The following is an 18,513-nucleotide window of genomic DNA, read 5'->3' as shown; positions in this document are numbered from 1 at the left end:
GAAATAAACGATGATGGACAAACAAATGGTCATGGAATGGGCGAAAATGCTCATGAGCTATAAATTCGCGCTAGACGAAGTCAGCACCAAGCTGACGATCCTGAACGAGGAACTGCAATTCATTCAAAACTACAACCCGATCGAGCACGTCAAGACGCGCATCAAGTCGCCCGAGGGCATCGTCGAGAAGCTGCAGCGCAAAGGGCTCGAGGTGTCGAAGGAGAACGCCGCGAAGCATATCCGCGACATCGCCGGCGTCCGCGTCATCTGTTCGTTCACGACGGACGTGTACCGCGTGTACGACATGATCCGCAGCCAGGGCGACGTCGAGGTCGTCGAAGTGAAGGATTACATCAAGTATCCGAAGCCGAACGGCTACCAGAGCCTGCATCTGATCATCCGGATTCCGATCTTCCTGTCGGACCGGACCGAGCACGTGAACGTGGAAATTCAGCTGCGGACGATCGCGATGGATTTCTGGGCCAGCCTCGAGCATAAAATCTACTACCAATTCCACGACGACATGCCGGCGACGATCCGCGAGCAGCTGAAGGCGACGGCGGACATGATCGGCATGCTCGACCGCCGCATGCTGCTGCTGAAGGAAGAGGTACAGAAGTTCAGCGACGGCGCGGAGACGGTCAAATTGCAGCTGCCGATGCTGCCAAGCACCACCTGAACGCCGCGGGCGGCAGGGAAAAGCACAGCTTTCCGCGGGAAAAATCACTGATTATGACATGAAAAAAGGGAAAAATTTCCCTGTGGCGGCGAAATGGTCATTTGTTTACAATGAACAATGACCATTTTTGTTTTGCTTTATTTTGAAAACGCTTTCAGACAAAAGATTCACCAGAAAGGGGTATTCGCCTGATCCACCTCATGATCCGCGGCATCAACGATATGAAGCTTCGCACGAAGCTGGTGCTCTCGTTTATTTTCGCGGCGTTCGTGCCCGTTCTGATCGTCGGCGTCTTCCTGACGGGCGAGCTGCAGAACATGGCGCTCGACAACGCGCTCGAGCAGACGGCGAACAACGTCGATCGGGTCAAGAAGCGCACCGGCGAGGTCATCAACGTGTCGTACGACATCTCGTACCGCATGTCCAACGACAGCCGGCTGGAGACGCTGGCCAACCGGCACTACGAGTCCGTCTACGAGGTCGTCAAGGCATACAAGGACTACCCGGACATCAAGGATTACATCCGCCTCTACAAGGACATCTCCAACATTCGGCTGTACGTGAACAACCGGACGCTGCTGAACAACTGGGAGTTTCTGCAGCCGACGAAGGCGACCATCGATTCCGACTGGTACCAGCGGGCGCTGACGAGCAGCGGCCTTGCCGCCTGGTACTACATGAAGGACGAGCGGGACAACCGCTACTACCTCAGTCTCGTGCGCAAAATCGACTTCCTGACGCAGCATACGAGCGGCGTTCTCGTCATCAACGTCAGCTCGGACAAGCTGAACGGGATTCTGAGCCAGGAGCCGTTCGAGACGATGATCGTGGACGGGAACGACCGGATCGTGGCGGCGAACCGGCCGGGCCGCATCGGCAGCACGCTCGCGAGCATCAGCTACGATCCGAAGGTGATCGCGGCCAAGAGCGGCAGCTTCAAAGCGCTGGTCGACGGCAAATCGTCGCAAATCCAGATCGAGCCGCTCGTGCCGGAATCGAGCCTGAACGACCTGCGGATCATCTCGGTCTTCTCCTACGACGACATCATGAAGGAGCCGAACCGGATCATCCGGCTGGCCCTGACCGTCATCCTCGTCAGCCTGGCGGTGGCGATCATGCTCGTCTACGGCTTCTCCGCCATGCTCTCGAAGCGGATGATGCGCCTCAGCAAATACATGACGAAGGTCGGCACCGGCAATCTGGACGTGGCGCTCGAGATCGACGGCAAGGACGAGATCGGGCAGCTGTCGCGCCAATTCAACGGCATGGTCGCCAGCATCAACGGCCTTATCGTCGAGCTGCAGGATTCCAACCGGCAGAAGGTCGAGCTGCAGTCGCGGCAGAACGAGATCAAGTTCAAAATGATGGCGAGCCAGATCAACCCGCATTTCCTCTTCAACGCGCTGGAATCGATCCGCATGAAGGCGCATCTGAAGGGCGAGCGCGACATCTCGAACGTCGTCCGGCTGCTCGGCAAAATGATGCGGAAAAACCTCGAGGCCGGCAGCCGCACCGTCCTGCTGCGCCACGAGATCGACCTCGTGCGCTGCTACCTCGACATTCAGAAATTCCGCTACGAGGACCGGCTGCGGTACGAGCTGCGGATCGATCCGGACGTCCAGGACGTGCCGATCCTGCCCCTGATCGTGCAGCCGCTCGTCGAGAACGCGGTCATCCACGGCTTGGAAAACCGCGAAGCGGGGGGCTGCGTGCGCATCACCGCGGCGGCCGGCGGCGGCCGGATCGAGATTGAAGTCGCGGACGACGGGGAGGGCATGCCCCGGGAGAAGCTGGACGCGCTGAACCGGTCGCTCGACGAGACCGAGGAGCGCGAAGGCAACCGGATCGGGCTTCGCAACGTCCATATGCGGCTGAAGCTCATGTACGGCCAGGATTGCGGGCTGCGGATCCGGAGCGAGGCGGGCGTGGGAACGAGCGTACACTTTTCGATACCGATGGAGGCGAAGGACGATGTATAACGTGCTGATTACCGACGACGAACCGACGATCCGCGAAGGACTGCGTACCCTGATCGACTGGGAGGCCCTCGGCTACCGGATCGTCGACACGGCCGCGAACGGGGGGGACGCCTTGCGCAAAATCGAGCGGCATCGCCCCGATCTGCTCATCGTGGACATCCGCATGCCGGGCATGAGCGGGCTCGAGCTCGTGGAAGCCGTCCGTAAAACGGACAGCGCCGTGCGCGTGCTCATCCTGAGCGGGTACGCGGATTTCGATTACGCCAAGAAGGCCATCGGGCTGAACATCGACGGCTACCTGCTGAAGCCGGTCGACGAGGACGAGCTCGCGGAGCAGCTGGTCCGCCTGCGCGGCGAGCTGGACCGGAGGCGGAAGGAGCTGGAGGAGAGCGGCGCGCGCCGGGCGTGGAACCGCCAGAAGCTGCTGCACGCCATGCTCGCCCGGGGCGAAGCGGGGCAGGAACGCTTGCCGGAGCCGGAGGCGCTCGAGGCGCTCGGCCTGCGCTGGGAGTGCTATAGCATCGCGGCGGTCAAGCTGCAGGGGATGGAGCCGAATCCGGAGCGGTTCGCCGCCATTCGCGACCGGTTCCTGCGGGCGTACGACGACAAGGACAAGGGCGTCGCCGTGACGATGGAGGCGGCGATCGTCCTGCTGCTGCCGGCCGATCCGGCGTCGGAAGCGGCGCGGCGGCGCGTCTACGCCGACATCGCCGGGCTGGTCGCGGAGCCGTGCGCGCAGATCGCCGCGGCGGCCGGCTCGCCGGTCGCGTCGCTCGCGGACGTGCGCCGGTCCTACGCGGAAGCGGCGGCGCTGCTCGACCGGGCCTTCTTCTATGCCGGCGGCGAGCTGATAACGGCTTCGACGGCGCCGCTCCATTCCGCGGAAGCCGACGGCGGCGGCGCGAACGGCGGCGCGATGGAAGGCGGCGCAGCGTATGGCAGCGAAGCGGATCCGGCGGCCGGCCTGCCCGCGCTCGCGGACAAGCTGTTCTTCGCCATCGACGTCGGCAACGCCGCCGCGGTCGCGCAGCTGGTCGAAGGGCTTGGGCGCCGGCTCATCGCCGCCGGGCGTTCGGAGGAGGCGATCAAGACGGCGTTCGCGGATCTCGTCGCGGCCGCGGCCGGCAAGCTGTCCCACGGCGGCGACGACCGGAAGCTCGACAACGCGCGGCTGTCCGCGTGCATGAAGGCGATCTACCGCCACGTCCGCTACGGCGAGCTGGAGCGCGATTTGACCGAGACGCTGCCGAAGCTGGCGACGGGCGGCGCCTCCTGCAGCGGCGACAAGCAGATCAAGCGGATGATCGATCTGATCCACCGGAGCTACGACGAGAACCTCAAGCTGGAGACGCTGGCGGAGGTGTTCAACTACAACAGCGCGTACCTCGGCAAGCTGTTCAAGAGCGAGACGGGCGAGTATTTCAATACCTACCTCGACAAGGTGCGGATCGGGAAAGCCAAGGAGCTGTTGGACCAAGGGCTGAAAATCTACCAGGTGGCGGAGAAGGTCGGCTACGCGAACGTCGACTATTTCCACGGCAAATTCCGCAAATACGTCGGCGTGTCCCCGTCCGCCTACCGGAAAAAATAGCGCCTGGCACGATCGGATGATGCAATTTTCGCATGATTTTACCCCCAATTGTAGAGGTATTGGAAGCGCTTCATTTCCGCTATCATAAAGGCATACGCAAGGAGGTATCGCCCAATGAAAGCCATTACAACGCTGAAGCCGCAAGCGGCGGCGCGGCCGAAATCCCGGTTCTGGCACACGTTCTTCCAACAGAAATACTTGTACATGATGTCGATTCCGTTCGTGCTCTGGGTGCTCGTGTTCAACTACTTGCCGCTATGGGGCTGGACGATGGCGTTCCAGAAGTTCAAGCCGAAGAGCTCGTTCCTGGACCAGAAGTGGGTCGGGCTGCAGTACTTCCGGGAGCTGTTCCACGACGATCAATTCTTCCAGGCGCTGCGCAACACGCTCGCCATGAGCGTCATGGGTCTGATCGCCGGCTTCATCATTCCGATCGTGTTCGCGATTCTGCTGAACGAGGTGCGGGTCGGCTTCCTGAAGCGGTTCGTGCAGACGGTCTCGTACTTGCCGCACTTCGTGTCCTGGGTCGTCGCGGCGGGCATCGTCACGAAGATGCTGTCGACGGACAACGGCGCGGTCAACGATCTGCTCGTCGGGCTGCATCTGATCAGCGAGCCGATCCAGTTCTCGGGCAAAGGCAATCTGTTCTGGAGCATCGTCACCGCGTCCGACGTCTGGAAAGAAACCGGCTGGAACACGATCATCTACCTGGCGGCGATCGCCGGCATCGGACCGGAGCTGTACGAAGCGGCGCGCGTCGACGGCGCCAGCCGGCTGCAGCAGGCGTGGCACATTACGCTGCCGGGCATCCGTTCCACGATCATCGTCCTGGTCATCATCTCGATCGGCCATCTCATCAGCATCGGGTTCGAGAAGCAGTTCCTGCTCGGCAACAACCTGGTGCGCGACTATTCGCAGACGCTCGACCTATACGCGCTCAACTACGGGCTTGGCACGGGAAGGTACTCGTTCGGCACGGCGATCAACATTTTCAACTCCGTCGTCAGCGTCATCCTGTTGTTCGCGGCCAACGGCATCTTCAAGAAAATCACGAAAGAAAGCATCATTTAAGGGAGGGTAGGGCATGAAAGCAGGCTTGTTCTCGCGCGGCACGCCCTGGTCCGACCGCGTCTTCGATCTCGTCGTCTACATCGTCATCACGCTCGTCACCATCGTCACGCTGTATCCGTTCCTGAACGTGCTCGCGATTTCGCTGAACGACTCCACGGACAGCGTGCGCGGCGGCATCACGATCTTCCCGCGTGCATTCACGTTCAAGAATTACGAAACGATCTTCGCGTTCTCCGGCCTCATCACGGGCCTCAAAATTTCGACGCTGCGCACCGTCATCGGCACGGTGCTCGGCCTGATCAGCGCCTCGATGCTGGCCTTCACGCTCAGCCGGGTCGACTTCCAGGGACGGCGCTTCGTCTCGACGTTCCTCGCGCTGACGATGTACGTCTCCGGCGGCTTGATCCCGACGTACATCCTGATCAAGGATCTGCACATGATGGGTACCTTCGCGGTGTACATCCTGCCCGGACTCGTCAGCGCGTTCAACGTGTTCGTCATCCGCTCCTTCATCGACGGCATCCCGTACGCGCTGCAGGAATCCGCCAAGCTCGACGGCGCCAACGACTTCACGATCTACTGGCGGGTCATCCTGCCGCTGACGAAGCCGGCGCTGGCCACGATCGCGCTCTTCCTGGCGGTCGGGCAGTGGAACGCCTGGTTCGACACGTACTTGTACAACGGGTCGAAGGACAACCTGACGACGCTGCAATACGAGCTCATGAAGGTCATCCAGAGCACCACGACGAACGCCGACAGCTTCCGAGGCCGCAACATGACGCAGGTGATGGCGCAAATCTCGCCGGAGTCGGTGAAGATGGCGATCACGATCATCGTGACCGTGCCGATCCTCGTGGTGTATCCGTTCCTGCAGCGGTATTTCGTGAAGGGCATGACGTTGGGGGCCGTTAAAAGCTGAGCCCGGAAAGTAAAAATTCGCCCTGCGGGCGGCAGGGGCCTCCAATCGCTGTTGTAGTCCGGAAATCTTGATCGAATAAATGATTAGAGGTTGATTTCCGGCTACAAAGGCGACAGAGGCGATTGGTTTGCGTTCACTGTCGGAAGACAGGGAATGCAGCATTCGCCTGCCTCGAAAGCATGGCTGACGCTTTTCCGACTCCATGCCGCCTCTCCGGGCAAATTATTACCGGGCTCTAACGCCCAAGGCAGGGCTTCGACTATTGAAGCCCTGCGGCTCGGCAAGCTCGCGCAAACGCCGGCGAAGTCACCGAAACATGAGGCAACACAACGCATCGGTATCGACAGGATTCCTGTTTATACAATACAAACAACCGATATTCAAATTGGGAGGGCTTGCAATATGCAACGAGGGATTTCGAAGAAGGCCACGACGGTGCTTTCCGTCGTCCTGCTGAGCGGCATGCTGGCGGCCTGCGGCGGCAATAATGCCGGCAACAACGCCGCGGACAACGGCAACGCCCCGGCGAACGGCAATGCGAATACGAGCACGAACGCGAATGCGAATGCGAATGCGAACGAAGGCAAGGACGCGGCCGAGGATTTGTCGCCGATCACGTTCTCCTACTTCAGCGAAGACCCGAACCCGAACTGGAACAACATGCAAGACGACGTGTCCAAAGAAATCACGAAGCGCACCGGCGTGACGCTCGACGCGGAATTCGCGGTCGGCGATCCGACGCAGAAGGTCGCGCTGATCGCGACGAGCGGCGAATATCCCGACCTGATCGCGGCGAAGGGCGATATCGGCAAGCTGGTCGACGCCGGCGCCGTGCTCGATCTGACGGACCTGATCGACAAATACGCGCCGAATATCAAGAAGGTGCTCGGCGATTACATGGTGCGCGCGAAGTATACGAACGACGACCAGGCGATCTACGCCATTCCGACCTGGGCGGCGGCGGACGAGCAGCGCTTCGTGGCCGGCGGCGGCTTCGAGCTGCAGCACCGCGTCGTGAAGGAAGCCGGCTATCCGGAGATCCGCACGGTGCAGGATTACGAGAAGGTCATCCAAGACTATCTGAAGAAGCACCCGACCGACGAGAACGGCAACAAGAACATCGGCCTCTCCCTGAACGCCGACGACTGGCACATGTACATTTCCGTGACGAACCCGGCGTTCCTGACGACGGGCGGCTCGGATGACGGCGAGTACTACATCGACCAGGAGACGAACGAAGTGACGTACCACTTCCGCCGTCCGGAAGAGAAGGAGTACTTCCGCTGGCTGAACCACATGAACGACATCGGCCTCTTGGATAAAGAAAGCTTCGTTCAGAAATACGACCAGTACAAAGCGAAAGTCGCCACGGGCCGCGTGCTTGGCCTGATCGACCAAGACTGGGATTACAACGACGCGCAGCAGGCATTGAAGACGGCCGGCAAATTCGACGAGACGTACGGCCACTATCCGGTCACGCTGACGAAGGATTACAAGGATACCTCGTTCTGGCCGACGGGCTTCATGGGCGGCTACGGCATCGCGATCTCGAGCACGTGCAAGGACCCTGTCCGCGCGATCAAGTTCCTCGACTTCCTCGCGTCCGACGAAGGCCAAATCCTTAACAACTGGGGCATCGAAGGCAAGCACTACGTGATGGAGAACGGCAAGCGCGTCGTGCCGAAGGAAGTGCAGGACCGCATCAATAACGACAACACGGCGTTCACGAAGGAGTCCGGCATCGGCTTCTACTGGAACATCATGGCGCACTACGGCGACGGCGCGAAGGATCCGAGCGGCAACTACTACACGAAGAACTTCCCCGAGCAGCTCGTGAACGGCTACAGCGACGTGGAGAAGGAAACGCTGGCGGCTTATAAGGCGACGACCTGGAAGGATCTCTTCCCGAAAGAAGACGAGTTCAAGGTCAAGTCGTACGGCGCGGCATGGAACATCTCCATCCCGGGCGAGGACGAAGTAACGATTCTCGGCCTGAAGATGCGCGACATTACGTGGAAGCGGATCCCGGAAGCGATCCTGGCGAAGCCGGCCGACTTCGACAAGGTGTGGGACTCATATATGGAGGAGCTCAAGAAAGCGGGCGTCGAGAAGATGGAGGACGGCTACGAGAAATATGTGAAGGACCGCGTGGAATTGTGGAGCGCGGACGCGAAATAAAGCAAGCGAGCCCGGACAGCCGTCCGGGCTTTTTGTTTGCGGCGGCGGTTAGACGCAGCCGTTCGCGTTCTTGGCGCAGTCGGGCACGGTCTCGCGCGCGGGCCGCGGCTGCCAGTCCGGCGCCCGCCGGGCTTTCGCCGGGGTGCGCCGATGCGTGCGGCCCAGAATCGGCGTCAGCGTGCGGAGCCAGGGATCGAACACGGCGAGGAACCGGACGAGCGCGTCCGGCATCAGCCGCCGTCCCGAACGCATGACCGTTCCTGCCGGTAACTTGCCTATTGCCGCAATCGGGTGTAACGTAAGCCGTAGCGGACAGCAAGAAGGGAGGGACGCGCATGGAACGCGAGCCGGCCGAATCGAGGCCACGGGAACTCGGAGCCGGCCCGGACGGGCTCGGCGAACTGCGCGGCGAGCGGAGGGCATCGGTCCGGTCATCGCCTGGATCAAGACGCATTTCGCGCGTCCCTTCGCGGTGGAGGCACTGGCCAAGCCGTTCAATATGAGCGCCTCGGGATTGCATCATAAATTCAAAGCCGTTACCGGCAGGGGGCCGCTGCAGTACCAGAAGCAGCTGCGGCTTTAGGAAGCGAGGCGGCTTATGCTCGGCGGGGCGGCGGACGCCACGAATGCCGCGGCCGAGGTCGGGTACGAGAGCCTGTCGCTGTTCACCCGGGAATACCGGAGGCTCTTCGGCCGGCCGCCGCTCCAGGACATCAAGGCGCTGCAGGCCGGCTCGGCCGCGAGCGCGCTTGCCGCGGTGCTGTCGGCTTCGCGCGGGAATTGACGGCGCAAGGCGCGCAACCATCACGAAACGGAATGGAACGGGGTATGGAAATGGAAATGGCGATCATCATCGACGATTTGACCGGCCCGGAGGTGGCCGAGCTGCTGAACGAGCATCTGCGCAGCATGTCGGCCCAATCGCCGCCGGAGAGCATGCACGCGCTCGACCTGGAAGGGCTGCGACGACCCGAGATCACCTTCTGGAGCGCGTGGGACGGGAAGGAGCTGCTTGGCTGCGGCGCGCTGAAGGACCTGGGCGGCGGGCACGGGGAGCTGAAATCGATGCGGACGGCGAGCGCGCATTTGCGCAAAGGCGTCGCGCGGGGCATCCTAACGCATATCGTCGCCGAAGCGAAGCGGCGCGGCTTTACGCGGCTGAGCCTGGAAACCGGCTCCATGGCGTCGTTCGAGCCGGCGCGGAAGCTGTACGAGCGCTTCGGATTCGACTACTGCGCGCCGTTCGCGGATTATGAAGAGGACCCGAACAGCGCGTTCATGACGAGGGCGCTGTGAGCGGCGGAGCGGAGGGCATCGCCTCGATCGAGGATTTCCTGAAGCTCGATATTCGCATCGGGACGATCGTCGGCGCGGAGGCATTTCCCGAAGCGCGCAGGCCGGCCGTCAAGCTGGAGATCGATTTCGGCGCGCTCGGCACGAAGCGCTCCTCGGCGCAGATCGCGGGGCGCTACGATCCGCGGGTGCTGGTCGGCCGCAGGTCGCGGCGGTCGTCAATTTTCCCCCGCGGCGGATCGCCGGCTTCGTGTCCGAAGCGCTGGTGCTCGGGGGCGTGCCGGAGGCGGGCGACGCGGTGCCGCCGCGTCCGGACGAGCCGATGCCGAACGGCACGCCGGTCGCGTAGCCGCGCGCTTCGCTCAAATTTCGAGGCGTAACGGCGCGGCGCTGCCCCATGCCAATATGCCAACATGCGAATGGCCGAACGGCACGATGCCGATCAGGCCGTCGACGATGAATAGGAGATGCGCGCATGATACAAGAACGGAAGCTCGAGCTGGCCGGCGTGCCCTGCCTCGAGCTATCCCCGGGCGAAGCGCCCGCGGGACAGGTCCTGCTGTACCACGGCTGGGGTTCGACGATGGCGAGCTACCGGTTCTTCGCTTCGGTCGTCGCGGGCTGGGGCTTTCGCGTGACCGTGCCGGAGCTGCCGCTGCACGGCGAGCGGGGCAGCCTCGATTATGGCGGCGCCGAGACGCTGCGGGCGCATTTTTGGCCGATCGTCCGGCAAGGCGTCGGCGAAGCCGGCGCGCTGGCGGACGAGCTGGCCCGGCGGTCGGACGCGCCCGTGGCGGTCGTCGGCCATTCCACGGGCGGCTTCATCGCCGCCGGCGCCTTCGCGGCGCAGCCGCGGCTGCGCTCGGCCGCCGTCATCAACGGCTCCTGCGCGTGGGTGCGGTTCGAAGAGCATTACCGGGCGCGGCTCGGCATCGGGCCGATGGCCGCGGAGGATCGGGCGCGGCTGGAGCGGGACGATCCGTTCCCGCGGCTTCGGCTTCAGCCCGAGCGGCCGCTCCTTCTGCTGCACTGCGAAGGCGATACCACGGTGCCGGTCGACAGCCAGCGGTATTTCGCCGACGCCCTGCGCGGCGACGGCGAGCTGCCGGAGCAGGTCCGGCTGCTGGAATTCCCGCGGGCCGACCACGTCATTACGCTCGGGATGCTGGAGCAGCTCCATGACTTTTGGACGCGGCCGGGTTCGGCGGATTAACGTCGCCGGCAACAAACCGGCGCAGGCGCGGCGGCAAACCGCATTTCCGGGCTAGAAACGCCTGCTTCTCCGAAGGTGCATCGCAAACCCAACCGTAACGCAAAATCACCCCCGAACGGCAATTCCGCCGTTCGGGGGTGATTTTGGTTGTTAGGCTTATCTTCGGCATGCATCGACGCGCTGCGGGACTAATCCGTAATATTCCGGGTATAGTATTCGATGATATCCTTCCGGCGAATGATTCCGAGAAACACGCGATTGTCGTCGACGACCGGAACGAAGTTCTGGTCGGCCGCGAGCGTAAGCATATGGTCCAAATCGGCGCCGATCGCGACGCATTCGATTTTCATCCGTTTTTTGATGGCGACGAGGGGGATTTCATGCATGGTTTCGAAGGTGAGACCGGGCGTCGCTTTCATTTTCCACAGCAGATCGCCCTCGGACAGCGTCCCGAAATAGAGGCCGTTCGCGTCCAGGATCGGGATAGCTGTATACTGGCAGGCTTCCAGTTTATCCAAGGCATCTTTCATGGTGGAGGACGTCGTGAGGTAAGCGACCTCGTTCTTGGGATAGAGGAAGGATTGGATGTCCACGTAATCACGCTCCTTTGGTATATTAAAGCATATTTCGCCGCGGGGTGCACGTGGTAGTGAGAGGTAACGGTTCCGCGTCTCTCGTCCGGCCGTCCGGTTAAAGGACAGAAGTTCAGCCGAAAAGCAGGGCTGGCATCTTCGCTGCAATCATTTTACACTAGTGGAAGACGCGGTCGGGCCAATGGCTGACGACAGCCGATATCCGTCCGGAAGGTACGCGAAGGAGGGGCTATGGCGAGTTTGGGATTGACGATATTGACCGTTCTCATTGTCATCGGGCTGCTGCTTTTTTATGCGGGCATCTACGCGGACTTCATCCGTCCGCGCGCGGTTCAGGTACAGCTGCTGGGCCTCCAGTTCACGTTATTCGGAATCGTGCTTGTGCTGGCCTTCGACGATTCGATCGGCTACGGGGTTACGATCGGGCTGATGGGGCTGTTAACCGGCGTGGTCGGTTCGCTTCAGGACGGCGAGAAGCCGGCGCCGCGGGAGGCGGACCGATGAAGAGGATGCTGGCATCCGTGAGTTCGTTGACGTTAACGTGCCAGCGTCGAGCGTCGCGGGGTTGATCAATGCCGGCAGCGGCAGATCCGGCAACAAGCAAAGGGCAGCCGAGATCGCCTTATTTGCGTTTGCGATTCCAATAGGTCAGCAGCGGTCCTTCCTCGCCGAAGACGGGGTCCCGGTCCGGCAGCGGGACGCGCCGAATGTCCTCCAGCGCTTGCGGCCGATCGCCGGGCTCGCCGGTCCGCGTATTGTAGCGCATGCCGTCCGGGTAGGCGCCCGCTACGGAGAAATCGGCGGACGAGCCGAGCTTCTTATGCCCCGTCCCGGCCGGCAGCACCAGGACATCCCCCGCTTGTACCTCGAGCGCTTGACCGTTCTCCCCGCCGATCAACATCCGGGCGGAGCCCTTAAGCACCGCCAGCGCTTCATGCGCGTTGCTGTGATAGTGATGGTACGCGAACACGCCGTTCACCCAGCTATTCCGCCAATTGTTCCGGTTCAGCTTGGCTTCGGCGCCGAGCGGGTCGTCACGGAAAGCGCCGGCGTAATGGATCGCCGGCAGGTCCGGGTTGTTGGGCATACGTCCGTCATCTTCGAACTGATACGTCGCGATGTTCAAGGGATCTCCTCCTAGGGTTCGATTCATTACCTATTCCCTCCCGGGCGGGCGGTTGAAGCAGGGAGCCGGGAAATTCCAGGCTGCCTGTCGCCGATTTATCCCTGTACCGCCCTTCTTCTCGAATATGCCGCCTCCCGGGGAATCCGCCGTCACCTTTCCGGAAGGGGAAAATAATCTATCTCGAGTTGACGCGAAGGAGCTGATCGGATGCCCGGCAAAGGCGGCAGCAGCATATCGATTAAGAACAAATGGACGAAGACGAAATGGCTGATGGCGGATCGCCGCCTGAGACCTCTCGTACCCGAAACGAAGCGCTTTACCCGTTCGTCGCTGAACGCGATGACCGGCCGGTACAAGATGGTTTATTTCAAGCCGACCACCGGGACGGGAGGCGGCGGAATCGCGCGCATCGTGCGAGCCTCCCGGAAGTTCCGGGTCAAGAAAGACGGAAGAACGTTCGAGGCCTCCTCTACGGCTGCCCTGTACGGCCGGTTGAACAAGATCGCGCGCGGCCGAAGCTACCTGCTCCAGAAGGGCATCTACCTGCAGACGTCCCGCGGCAAACCGTTCGACTTGCGGGTCACGATGCAGAAGACGGCCGCGGGCAAGTGGGTGCAGAGCGTCATGTTCGTCAAGCTGGGCAAGAAGAACAAGGTCGTCACGAACTACCATCAAGGCGGCAAGTTGGCGTACCTCGAACCGACCCTGCGGCGTTCGGGATATTCGGGCGCGCAGATCGACCGCTATAAAAAGCGGCTGAAAACGATGGGCCTGCAAACGGCCCGCTGCTTCGACCGTCACGCCAAGCGGTTCAAGGAACTCGGCCTTGACGTGGCGCTGGACCGCGACGGGCGGCTGTGGATTCTCGAGGTGAATACCCGGCCGGACTTCTCTGCGTTGAAATCGCTTGGCGACAAGCGTTTGTACCGGACGATCGTCCGTTACGGAAGGCAGTACGGCAGAACGAAATGAGCGGGGCTTGCCCTGTCGCCGTTCGGGCGATTCGGCGCTCCGCTCCCTTTCATAAAATAAACCAATCCGGAGGAACGGGCAACCGTTCCTTTTTGGCGTGCGGCGATAGCCGGCGAAGCGGAGATAAGCCCGGCGGATCCGACCGGGCGCCGGCCGATCGTCCTGCTGGCTAAAGCGGAGGAGCTTCCGCTGCGTACTGCATATCATGATCACATTAATCCGTGAAAATGGAGATGAAGCGATGTCGGTCAAGATTGATGTGCTTATTCCAGCGATTGCAAAGGATCTGCAAACACTGCCTTATGTCATAGATGCCATCCGAAAACAGGTGAAGCATCCTATCGGCAGCATCATGATCGTGGCGCCGAATCAGAAAGGAATCCGACAGCTGTGCAGACGAAAAGGATGCAAGTTCGTCAATGAGAATACCGTGCTTCCCATTACGAAGAAAAACATTCGTTACCGCTCGAAGAAATGGGAGCGGTCCGGGTGGCTGTTCCAGCAGCTGCTGAAAATGAGCGGAGACAAGATCTGCTCCGCGAACTATTTTCTGGCGATCGATGCCGACACCGTGCTGATTCGGCCGCATGCGTTCCGAACCGGGAACAAGACGTATTTTTATTGCAGATCGTGGAGCCAGCCCGAATATTTCAGAACGTACAGGAAGCTGCTCGGCAAGAAAGCCGCCGCGCCGAAATCCTTCGTGACCCACTACATGCTGTTTGACAAATCGAAGCTGAGGCAGTTAAAACGTACCATCGCCAAGAAGCATGGCATGCCCTGGTATTCGGCAGTCATGCGGAAAATGGACAAATCAAAGCCGTACGCTTTCTCCGAATTCGAAACCTACGGCAACTTCCTATACGCCCGTAATCCCGGCGGGCTCGTTCTCCGATCGGCGTTAAACAAAAGCCTATCCATGAACATCGCGAACCTGTCGCGGAAACGGATCCAGACCCTGTCGCGGCGGTTCCGCTCGATCTCTTTCCATAAGCGCAAAGGCTATGCGAGAAAGACGAATGAGCCATGACTTCCTATCAGGTCGCAGGGATGGGACGGGGACCGAGCGGGCCGTTCGCCGAAACCGGCGGTACGGACGGCCATTCGGACGAGAGGAAAACGTTGAACGCCAGCTCCGAACTTGCGTGGGGAGGAATGTCGCTTGCGCATTGTTCTGCTCGGCGGCGGGTCTGGAAAAAGACTCTGGCCGCTGTCCAATGAAGTTAGGTCGAAAATCTTTCTAAAGGTCCTGAAGGCGGGGGACGGGGGCAAGGAATCCATGATTCAGCGGCTGTGCAGGCAGCTGGATGAGGCGGGATTGCTCGCGTCTACCGCCATCGTCGCGCATCGAAACCAAGCTGAAATCGTACAGAACCATGTGGGCGGCAGCATTCCTTTCATTGCGGAAACCTATAGGAGGGGAACCTACACGGCGATTGCGCTGGCCGCAAGTTATTTGCATACCAAGCTGAAGGCGGATCGGGAAGAGGTCGTATGCGTCCTTCCGGCCGATCTCTTCGTAGACAATGCTTTCTTTGACGTGCTGCGCAAGCTTCCCGAAGTTCTAGCGGAGTCGGGCGCGAGGCTCGCCCTCCTTGGATCGACGCCGAATCATCCTTCCAGTCAATTCGGCTATATCGTGCCGGACCAAGCATGCGGGGGTCCGGCAACCGGGTATCAACCGATTGCGCGTTTCGTCGAGAAGCCGAATGCCGATGACGCACGCCTTTTGATCAGCAGCCATGCGATGTGGAACTGCGGCGCGTACGCGTTCTCGCTTGCGTTCATGCTGTCCCATTTGAAGGACAGAGGGTTGCCCGAAGCCTACGATGAGCTGGCGGCCAGCTGCGAGCAGTTGCCGGAAGCCAGCTTCGACGTGGAAATATCGGAGAACACGCGGCCATCGGTGGTTATCCCTTACGACGGTTTGTGGCGGGATCTTGGCGATTGGAGCGTGCTTCCGGACTATGTCGACCAACAAGTCATCGGACGCGGGGAGATATCAAGCGACTCCTCTCATACGCATATCGTGAACGAACTCGCGCTGCCGATACACGTCATCGGCGCCTCGAACTTGATCGTTGCCGCAAGCGCGGACGGCATTCTGGTTGCAAGCAAGGACAAATCCAATCAGATCAAAGCGATACGGAGCTCCAGCCCGAAGCCGAGGTACGAGGAGAAACGATGGGGTTCCTACCGGATATTGGACCATTCAGCGTCAGATACCCAATCGGAAACCTTAACGAAGAAAGTAAACCTGTTGCCGGGGAAGCATACAAGCTACCACGCGCATCAGAGACGCAAGGAAATCTGGACGATCATCGCAGGTACCGGCGAGTTCGTCCTGGACGCGGTCAAGACGGGCTTTCAAACCGGCGACATTCTGCAAATACCGGTTGGCGCGGGGCACGCCGTCAAGGCGATTTCGCAGGTGGAATACCTGGTCATCCAAATCGGGACGGAGCTGCTTGAAGAAGACAGCATTCGCCTCGCCATGGACTGGCAGGAAATTCTTCGGCTTTGCGGAAGGGGGAGCCGGCCGACGGAGTAACGGCTCCGATGACCCTGTCGCCGTTTGGGCGATTCGGCGCTCCGTGCACCCGATCGCGTGACGACCGGGCGAGGCGAACGCCATCGCGCAATCGGCGAAAGAGCCCGAGGATCAGGGCTCTTTTTTGCCTGCCGGCGTCGCATAACGGGCCAAAAATAGGTAAACCTATAGGGGTCTTGGAAAAATGCGCGCATGCGCATAAGGACGGAGATCAGGACATGAACCAGGGGTCTGCAATCGGCACGGCCGGTTTTGACGAGGCATCCATCATTCAAGGCTTCGATATCGAGCTCAGCGAAAAAAACGCGCAGCGCATCGACGGATTAGTCGACGATTACGAGAAAAGCATTCTGAGCCGCGTAGACGAAGAGTACACGACCAATTCCACGTTTTCCGGGCGACTTGCCGATCGTATCGCGAGCTTGGGCGGCAGCTGGACGTTCATCGGGTACTTCGGCGCGGCCCTGGTGGCGTGGATGATCTGGAACAGTCTCCCGTTCATCAAACCGTTGCATTTCGACGAACCGCCGTTTATTCTGCTGAACCTGTGCTTATCCTTCCTTGCCGCCTTCCAGGCGCCCATCATCATGATGAGCCAGAACCGCCAAAATGCCAGAGACAAGCACGAGTCGTTGATCGATTTCGCCATCAACTACAAGGCGGAGCAAGAAATCGACGACATTCAAAGCCACCTGCACCGCATCGAAGCGGAGGGCGTGCGGAACAAAGACCAGTTCAGCCGCGAGCTGCAGCAGATCAAGCAGCTTCTGGCCTCGATCGAAGCGAAGCTGGATCGCCCGAAAGAAGATGCGATCATTCAATGATCGAGGGCAAGAACAGGGTAGAGGGATGGTTCAAACTTCCTCTACCTGTTTTTTTTTTTTTTTTTGGAAAAATAATTGTAGCCAATAAAGGAAGAATAATGTAGAATTACTAGGTAATTTGTAGTAATAGATAGATATATAGGTCCTTTTGGAGGAGAGAAAGATGAGTCTGTGGAAGTATATGCTGTTGGCAGGGGTAACTGCGGTTGTACTATCCGGTTGTACGGAGGCGCATATCGAGAAGGTGAATTCCGCTCCGGCCGGCAACGTGGATTCAAAGGCCGCGAATACGCCGCAAACGGAATCGAACACCGTTACGAAAGAAAGCGAGACGAAAGCTGAAACGCCGCAATTCTTTAAAAAAGGCGAATCCGTCAAATTCGACGATTTAGTCATTACGGTGAATGGCGCCCGGGAATCGAAAGGCGAACTGTTCACGGCCGACACGGGCAACGTCATTCTGCTGGTTGACGTAACGGCCGAGAATAAGGGAACGGAAGAAGCAAGCGTCTCTTCGATGCTTCAAACCAAGATGGTTGACGGCGATGGCTATCAGTACAATCTCACGATCGCCGAGGATGCGAAAGGTTCGTTCGACGGAGCCATTGCATCGGGAAGAAAGATCCGGGGCGAGATCGCTTACGAGGTTCCCAAAGACGCCTCTTCCCTGGAATTCGTATTTAGCGATCCTTTCAAAAAAGGCGAAGCGATTTGGAAGCTGAAGTAAGTCTAGCTCATCATTATCATTAAACTCGAAGGAGAGATTTCGTATGTTAGCAATGGGAATCATTGGAGGAATTTTTGGCATTATCGCGAGTATCATCGCCATGATGGTCGGCGGAATCGGTTCCGCGTTCGCCGCGGACGGCGCCAATCAAATCGTCGCGCTTGGATTTGTTGCCATGCTCTTCAGCATTCTAGGGATTATCGGCGGGGCTATTTCCAGATCGAAAAAGAAATTGGCCGGCACGTTTCTTCTCGTTTCCGGGATCGGCGGCTTCATTTGCATTTCGTTGTTCTTCACTATCTCCGGCATTCTGTTTATCGTAGCCGGACTGATGGGCTTGTTGTCCAAGAAGGCGAAGCTTGCTCCCGGCGAGTACAAAGTCAAGCCGGAAGGTCAAGCGCTGTAAGCCGGAATCATTTCCCGCGCTAGTGCAAACGGGATTCAATGGCGTTAAAAAACCGCGTATCCTGGTCTTACCCCCGTCAAGTAGACAGTGAAAAAAACGAACTATGCAACGGCCGTCTCCCGGTAATCAACTGGGGGACGGTTATTTAATTTTTTCTGAAATCTGTTGTAGTTGTAAAATGCGATGTATTCTTCAATCGCCGTGTAAAGCGACTCAGCCGTTTTGGGGCGAGTAAGATGAATTTTCTCTGTCTTCAGATGTGAAAAGAAAGATTCTATACAGGCGTTATCATGGCAATTTCCACGTCTGGAATGGCTCGCAATCATCCCATATTCCTCTAAGCGCTTGTTATAGTGATGGGTTGTGTATTGAAATCCTTGGTCTGAATGCA

20 protein-coding genes and 1 pseudogene are annotated in these 18,513 nt (G+C 59.6%); 17 read left to right on the top strand and 4 right to left on the bottom strand.

Features of this window, described 5'->3' with window-relative positions; genetic code table 11:
* Window positions 1–10: 10 nt before the first annotated feature.
* From BMZ79_RS27335 to BMZ79_RS27310, 6 genes are all read left to right on the top strand, one after another.
* Entirely contained in the window at window positions 11–679 is a 669-nt protein-coding gene (locus BMZ79_RS27335) for a GTP pyrophosphokinase (RefSeq protein ID WP_240546036.1), read from the top strand.
* Between the two features lie 200 nt (window positions 680–879).
* Window positions 880–2,658, top strand: coding sequence for a sensor histidine kinase (locus tag BMZ79_RS27330; protein ID WP_090646626.1), 1,779 nt, complete (start codon window positions 880–882; stop codon window positions 2,656–2,658).
* Window positions 2,651–4,249 carry a response regulator transcription factor gene (locus BMZ79_RS27325; RefSeq protein ID WP_090646622.1) on the top strand — a complete coding sequence of 533 codons (1,599 nt, stop codon included), beginning with the start codon at window positions 2,651–2,653 and terminating at the stop codon, window positions 4,247–4,249. The genes BMZ79_RS27330 and BMZ79_RS27325 overlap by 8 nt, the downstream gene beginning before the upstream one ends.
* Before the next feature lie 114 nt (window positions 4,250–4,363).
* Complete coding sequence (locus BMZ79_RS27320; RefSeq protein ID WP_090646619.1) at window positions 4,364–5,320, top strand: ABC transporter permease; 957 nt, start codon at window positions 4,364–4,366, stop codon at window positions 5,318–5,320.
* A gap of 13 nt (window positions 5,321–5,333) precedes the next feature.
* Window positions 5,334–6,239: a carbohydrate ABC transporter permease gene (locus tag BMZ79_RS27315; protein WP_090646616.1), complete on the top strand. Its 906-nt coding sequence runs from the start codon at window positions 5,334–5,336 to the stop codon at window positions 6,237–6,239.
* A 402-nt stretch (window positions 6,240–6,641) separates the two neighbouring features.
* Complete coding sequence (locus BMZ79_RS27310; protein ID WP_256253168.1) at window positions 6,642–8,417, top strand: ABC transporter substrate-binding protein; 1,776 nt, start codon at window positions 6,642–6,644, stop codon at window positions 8,415–8,417.
* Between the two features lie 48 nt (window positions 8,418–8,465).
* Here BMZ79_RS27310 and BMZ79_RS27305 read toward each other — a convergent pair whose 3' ends face one another.
* Window positions 8,466–8,669: a hypothetical protein gene (locus tag BMZ79_RS27305; RefSeq protein WP_090646614.1), complete on the bottom strand. Its 204-nt coding sequence runs from the start codon at window positions 8,667–8,669 to the stop codon at window positions 8,466–8,468.
* 346 nt (window positions 8,670–9,015) lie between these two features.
* Here BMZ79_RS27305 and BMZ79_RS34515 point away from each other — a divergent pair, with 346 nt between their 5' ends.
* From BMZ79_RS34515 to BMZ79_RS27285, 4 genes and pseudogenes are all read left to right on the top strand, one after another.
* Complete coding sequence (locus BMZ79_RS34515) at window positions 9,016–9,201, top strand: helix-turn-helix transcriptional regulator (RefSeq protein WP_177222369.1); 186 nt, start codon at window positions 9,016–9,018, stop codon at window positions 9,199–9,201.
* 56 nt (window positions 9,202–9,257) lie between these two features.
* On the top strand, window positions 9,258–9,713 hold the full coding sequence (locus BMZ79_RS27295; RefSeq protein WP_090647003.1) for a GNAT family N-acetyltransferase: 456 nt from the start codon (window positions 9,258–9,260) through the stop codon (window positions 9,711–9,713).
* A gap of 17 nt (window positions 9,714–9,730) precedes the next feature.
* Window positions 9,731–10,059, top strand: a pseudogene (locus BMZ79_RS27290) (tRNA-binding protein).
* Between the two features lie 126 nt (window positions 10,060–10,185).
* Window positions 10,186–10,923 (top strand): alpha/beta fold hydrolase, encoded by a 738-nt coding sequence (locus BMZ79_RS27285; protein WP_090646611.1) that lies wholly within the window; start codon window positions 10,186–10,188, stop codon window positions 10,921–10,923.
* Between the two features lie 188 nt (window positions 10,924–11,111).
* Here the strand turns inward: BMZ79_RS27285 and BMZ79_RS27280 are convergent, their stop codons facing one another.
* Window positions 11,112–11,516, bottom strand: a complete 405-nt coding sequence (locus BMZ79_RS27280) for a CBS domain-containing protein (protein ID WP_090646608.1) — start codon at window positions 11,514–11,516, stop codon at window positions 11,112–11,114.
* Window positions 11,517–11,747: 231 nt separating this feature from the next.
* Here BMZ79_RS27280 and BMZ79_RS27275 point away from each other — a divergent pair, with 231 nt between their 5' ends.
* Complete coding sequence (locus BMZ79_RS27275; RefSeq protein WP_143089132.1) at window positions 11,748–12,020, top strand: hypothetical protein; 273 nt, start codon at window positions 11,748–11,750, stop codon at window positions 12,018–12,020.
* A gap of 118 nt (window positions 12,021–12,138) precedes the next feature.
* On the opposite strand, the gene BMZ79_RS27270 is transcribed toward BMZ79_RS27275, so the two are convergent.
* Window positions 12,139–12,642 carry a cupin domain-containing protein gene (locus BMZ79_RS27270; RefSeq protein ID WP_371263807.1) on the bottom strand — a complete coding sequence of 168 codons (504 nt, stop codon included), beginning with the start codon at window positions 12,640–12,642 and terminating at the stop codon, window positions 12,139–12,141.
* A 207-nt stretch (window positions 12,643–12,849) separates the two neighbouring features.
* Between BMZ79_RS27270 and BMZ79_RS27265 the strand changes: the two genes are divergently transcribed.
* The 6 genes from BMZ79_RS27265 to BMZ79_RS27240 all read left to right on the top strand — a co-directional run bounded on the left by BMZ79_RS27265 (window position 12,850) and on the right by BMZ79_RS27240 (window position 18,122).
* Window positions 12,850–13,614, top strand: coding sequence for a YheC/YheD family protein (locus BMZ79_RS27265; RefSeq protein ID WP_090646601.1), 765 nt, complete (start codon window positions 12,850–12,852; stop codon window positions 13,612–13,614).
* Between the two features lie 205 nt (window positions 13,615–13,819).
* Window positions 13,820–14,644 (top strand): DUF6492 family protein, encoded by an 825-nt coding sequence (locus tag BMZ79_RS27260; RefSeq protein WP_256253166.1) that lies wholly within the window; start codon window positions 13,820–13,822, stop codon window positions 14,642–14,644.
* Window positions 14,645–14,755: 111 nt separating this feature from the next.
* Window positions 14,756–16,165 (top strand): sugar phosphate nucleotidyltransferase, encoded by a 1,410-nt coding sequence (locus tag BMZ79_RS27255; RefSeq protein ID WP_256253165.1) that lies wholly within the window; start codon window positions 14,756–14,758, stop codon window positions 16,163–16,165.
* Between the two features lie 218 nt (window positions 16,166–16,383).
* A complete protein-coding gene (locus BMZ79_RS27250; protein WP_090646592.1) occupies window positions 16,384–16,989 on the top strand; it encodes a DUF1003 domain-containing protein in 606 nt (201 codons plus the stop codon).
* 163 nt (window positions 16,990–17,152) lie between these two features.
* Window positions 17,153–17,716, top strand: coding sequence for a DUF4352 domain-containing protein (locus tag BMZ79_RS27245; protein WP_090646589.1), 564 nt, complete (start codon window positions 17,153–17,155; stop codon window positions 17,714–17,716).
* Window positions 17,717–17,759: 43 nt separating this feature from the next.
* A complete protein-coding gene (locus BMZ79_RS27240) occupies window positions 17,760–18,122 on the top strand; it encodes a DUF4064 domain-containing protein (protein WP_090646588.1) in 363 nt (120 codons plus the stop codon).
* 101 nt (window positions 18,123–18,223) lie between these two features.
* Here the strand turns inward: BMZ79_RS27240 and BMZ79_RS27235 are convergent.
* The coding region (locus tag BMZ79_RS27235) for an IS3 family transposase (protein ID WP_143088937.1) at window positions 18,224–18,513 on the bottom strand (290 nt) is incomplete at its 5' end.

This window comes from Paenibacillus sp. UNC496MF (assembly GCF_900113915.1).
Lineage (GTDB): Bacteria > Bacillota > Bacilli > Paenibacillales > Paenibacillaceae > Paenibacillus_Z > Paenibacillus_Z artemisiicola.
The sequence above is the reverse complement of the archived record's forward strand: the minus strand, read 5'-3'. Positions and strand labels throughout refer to the sequence as shown.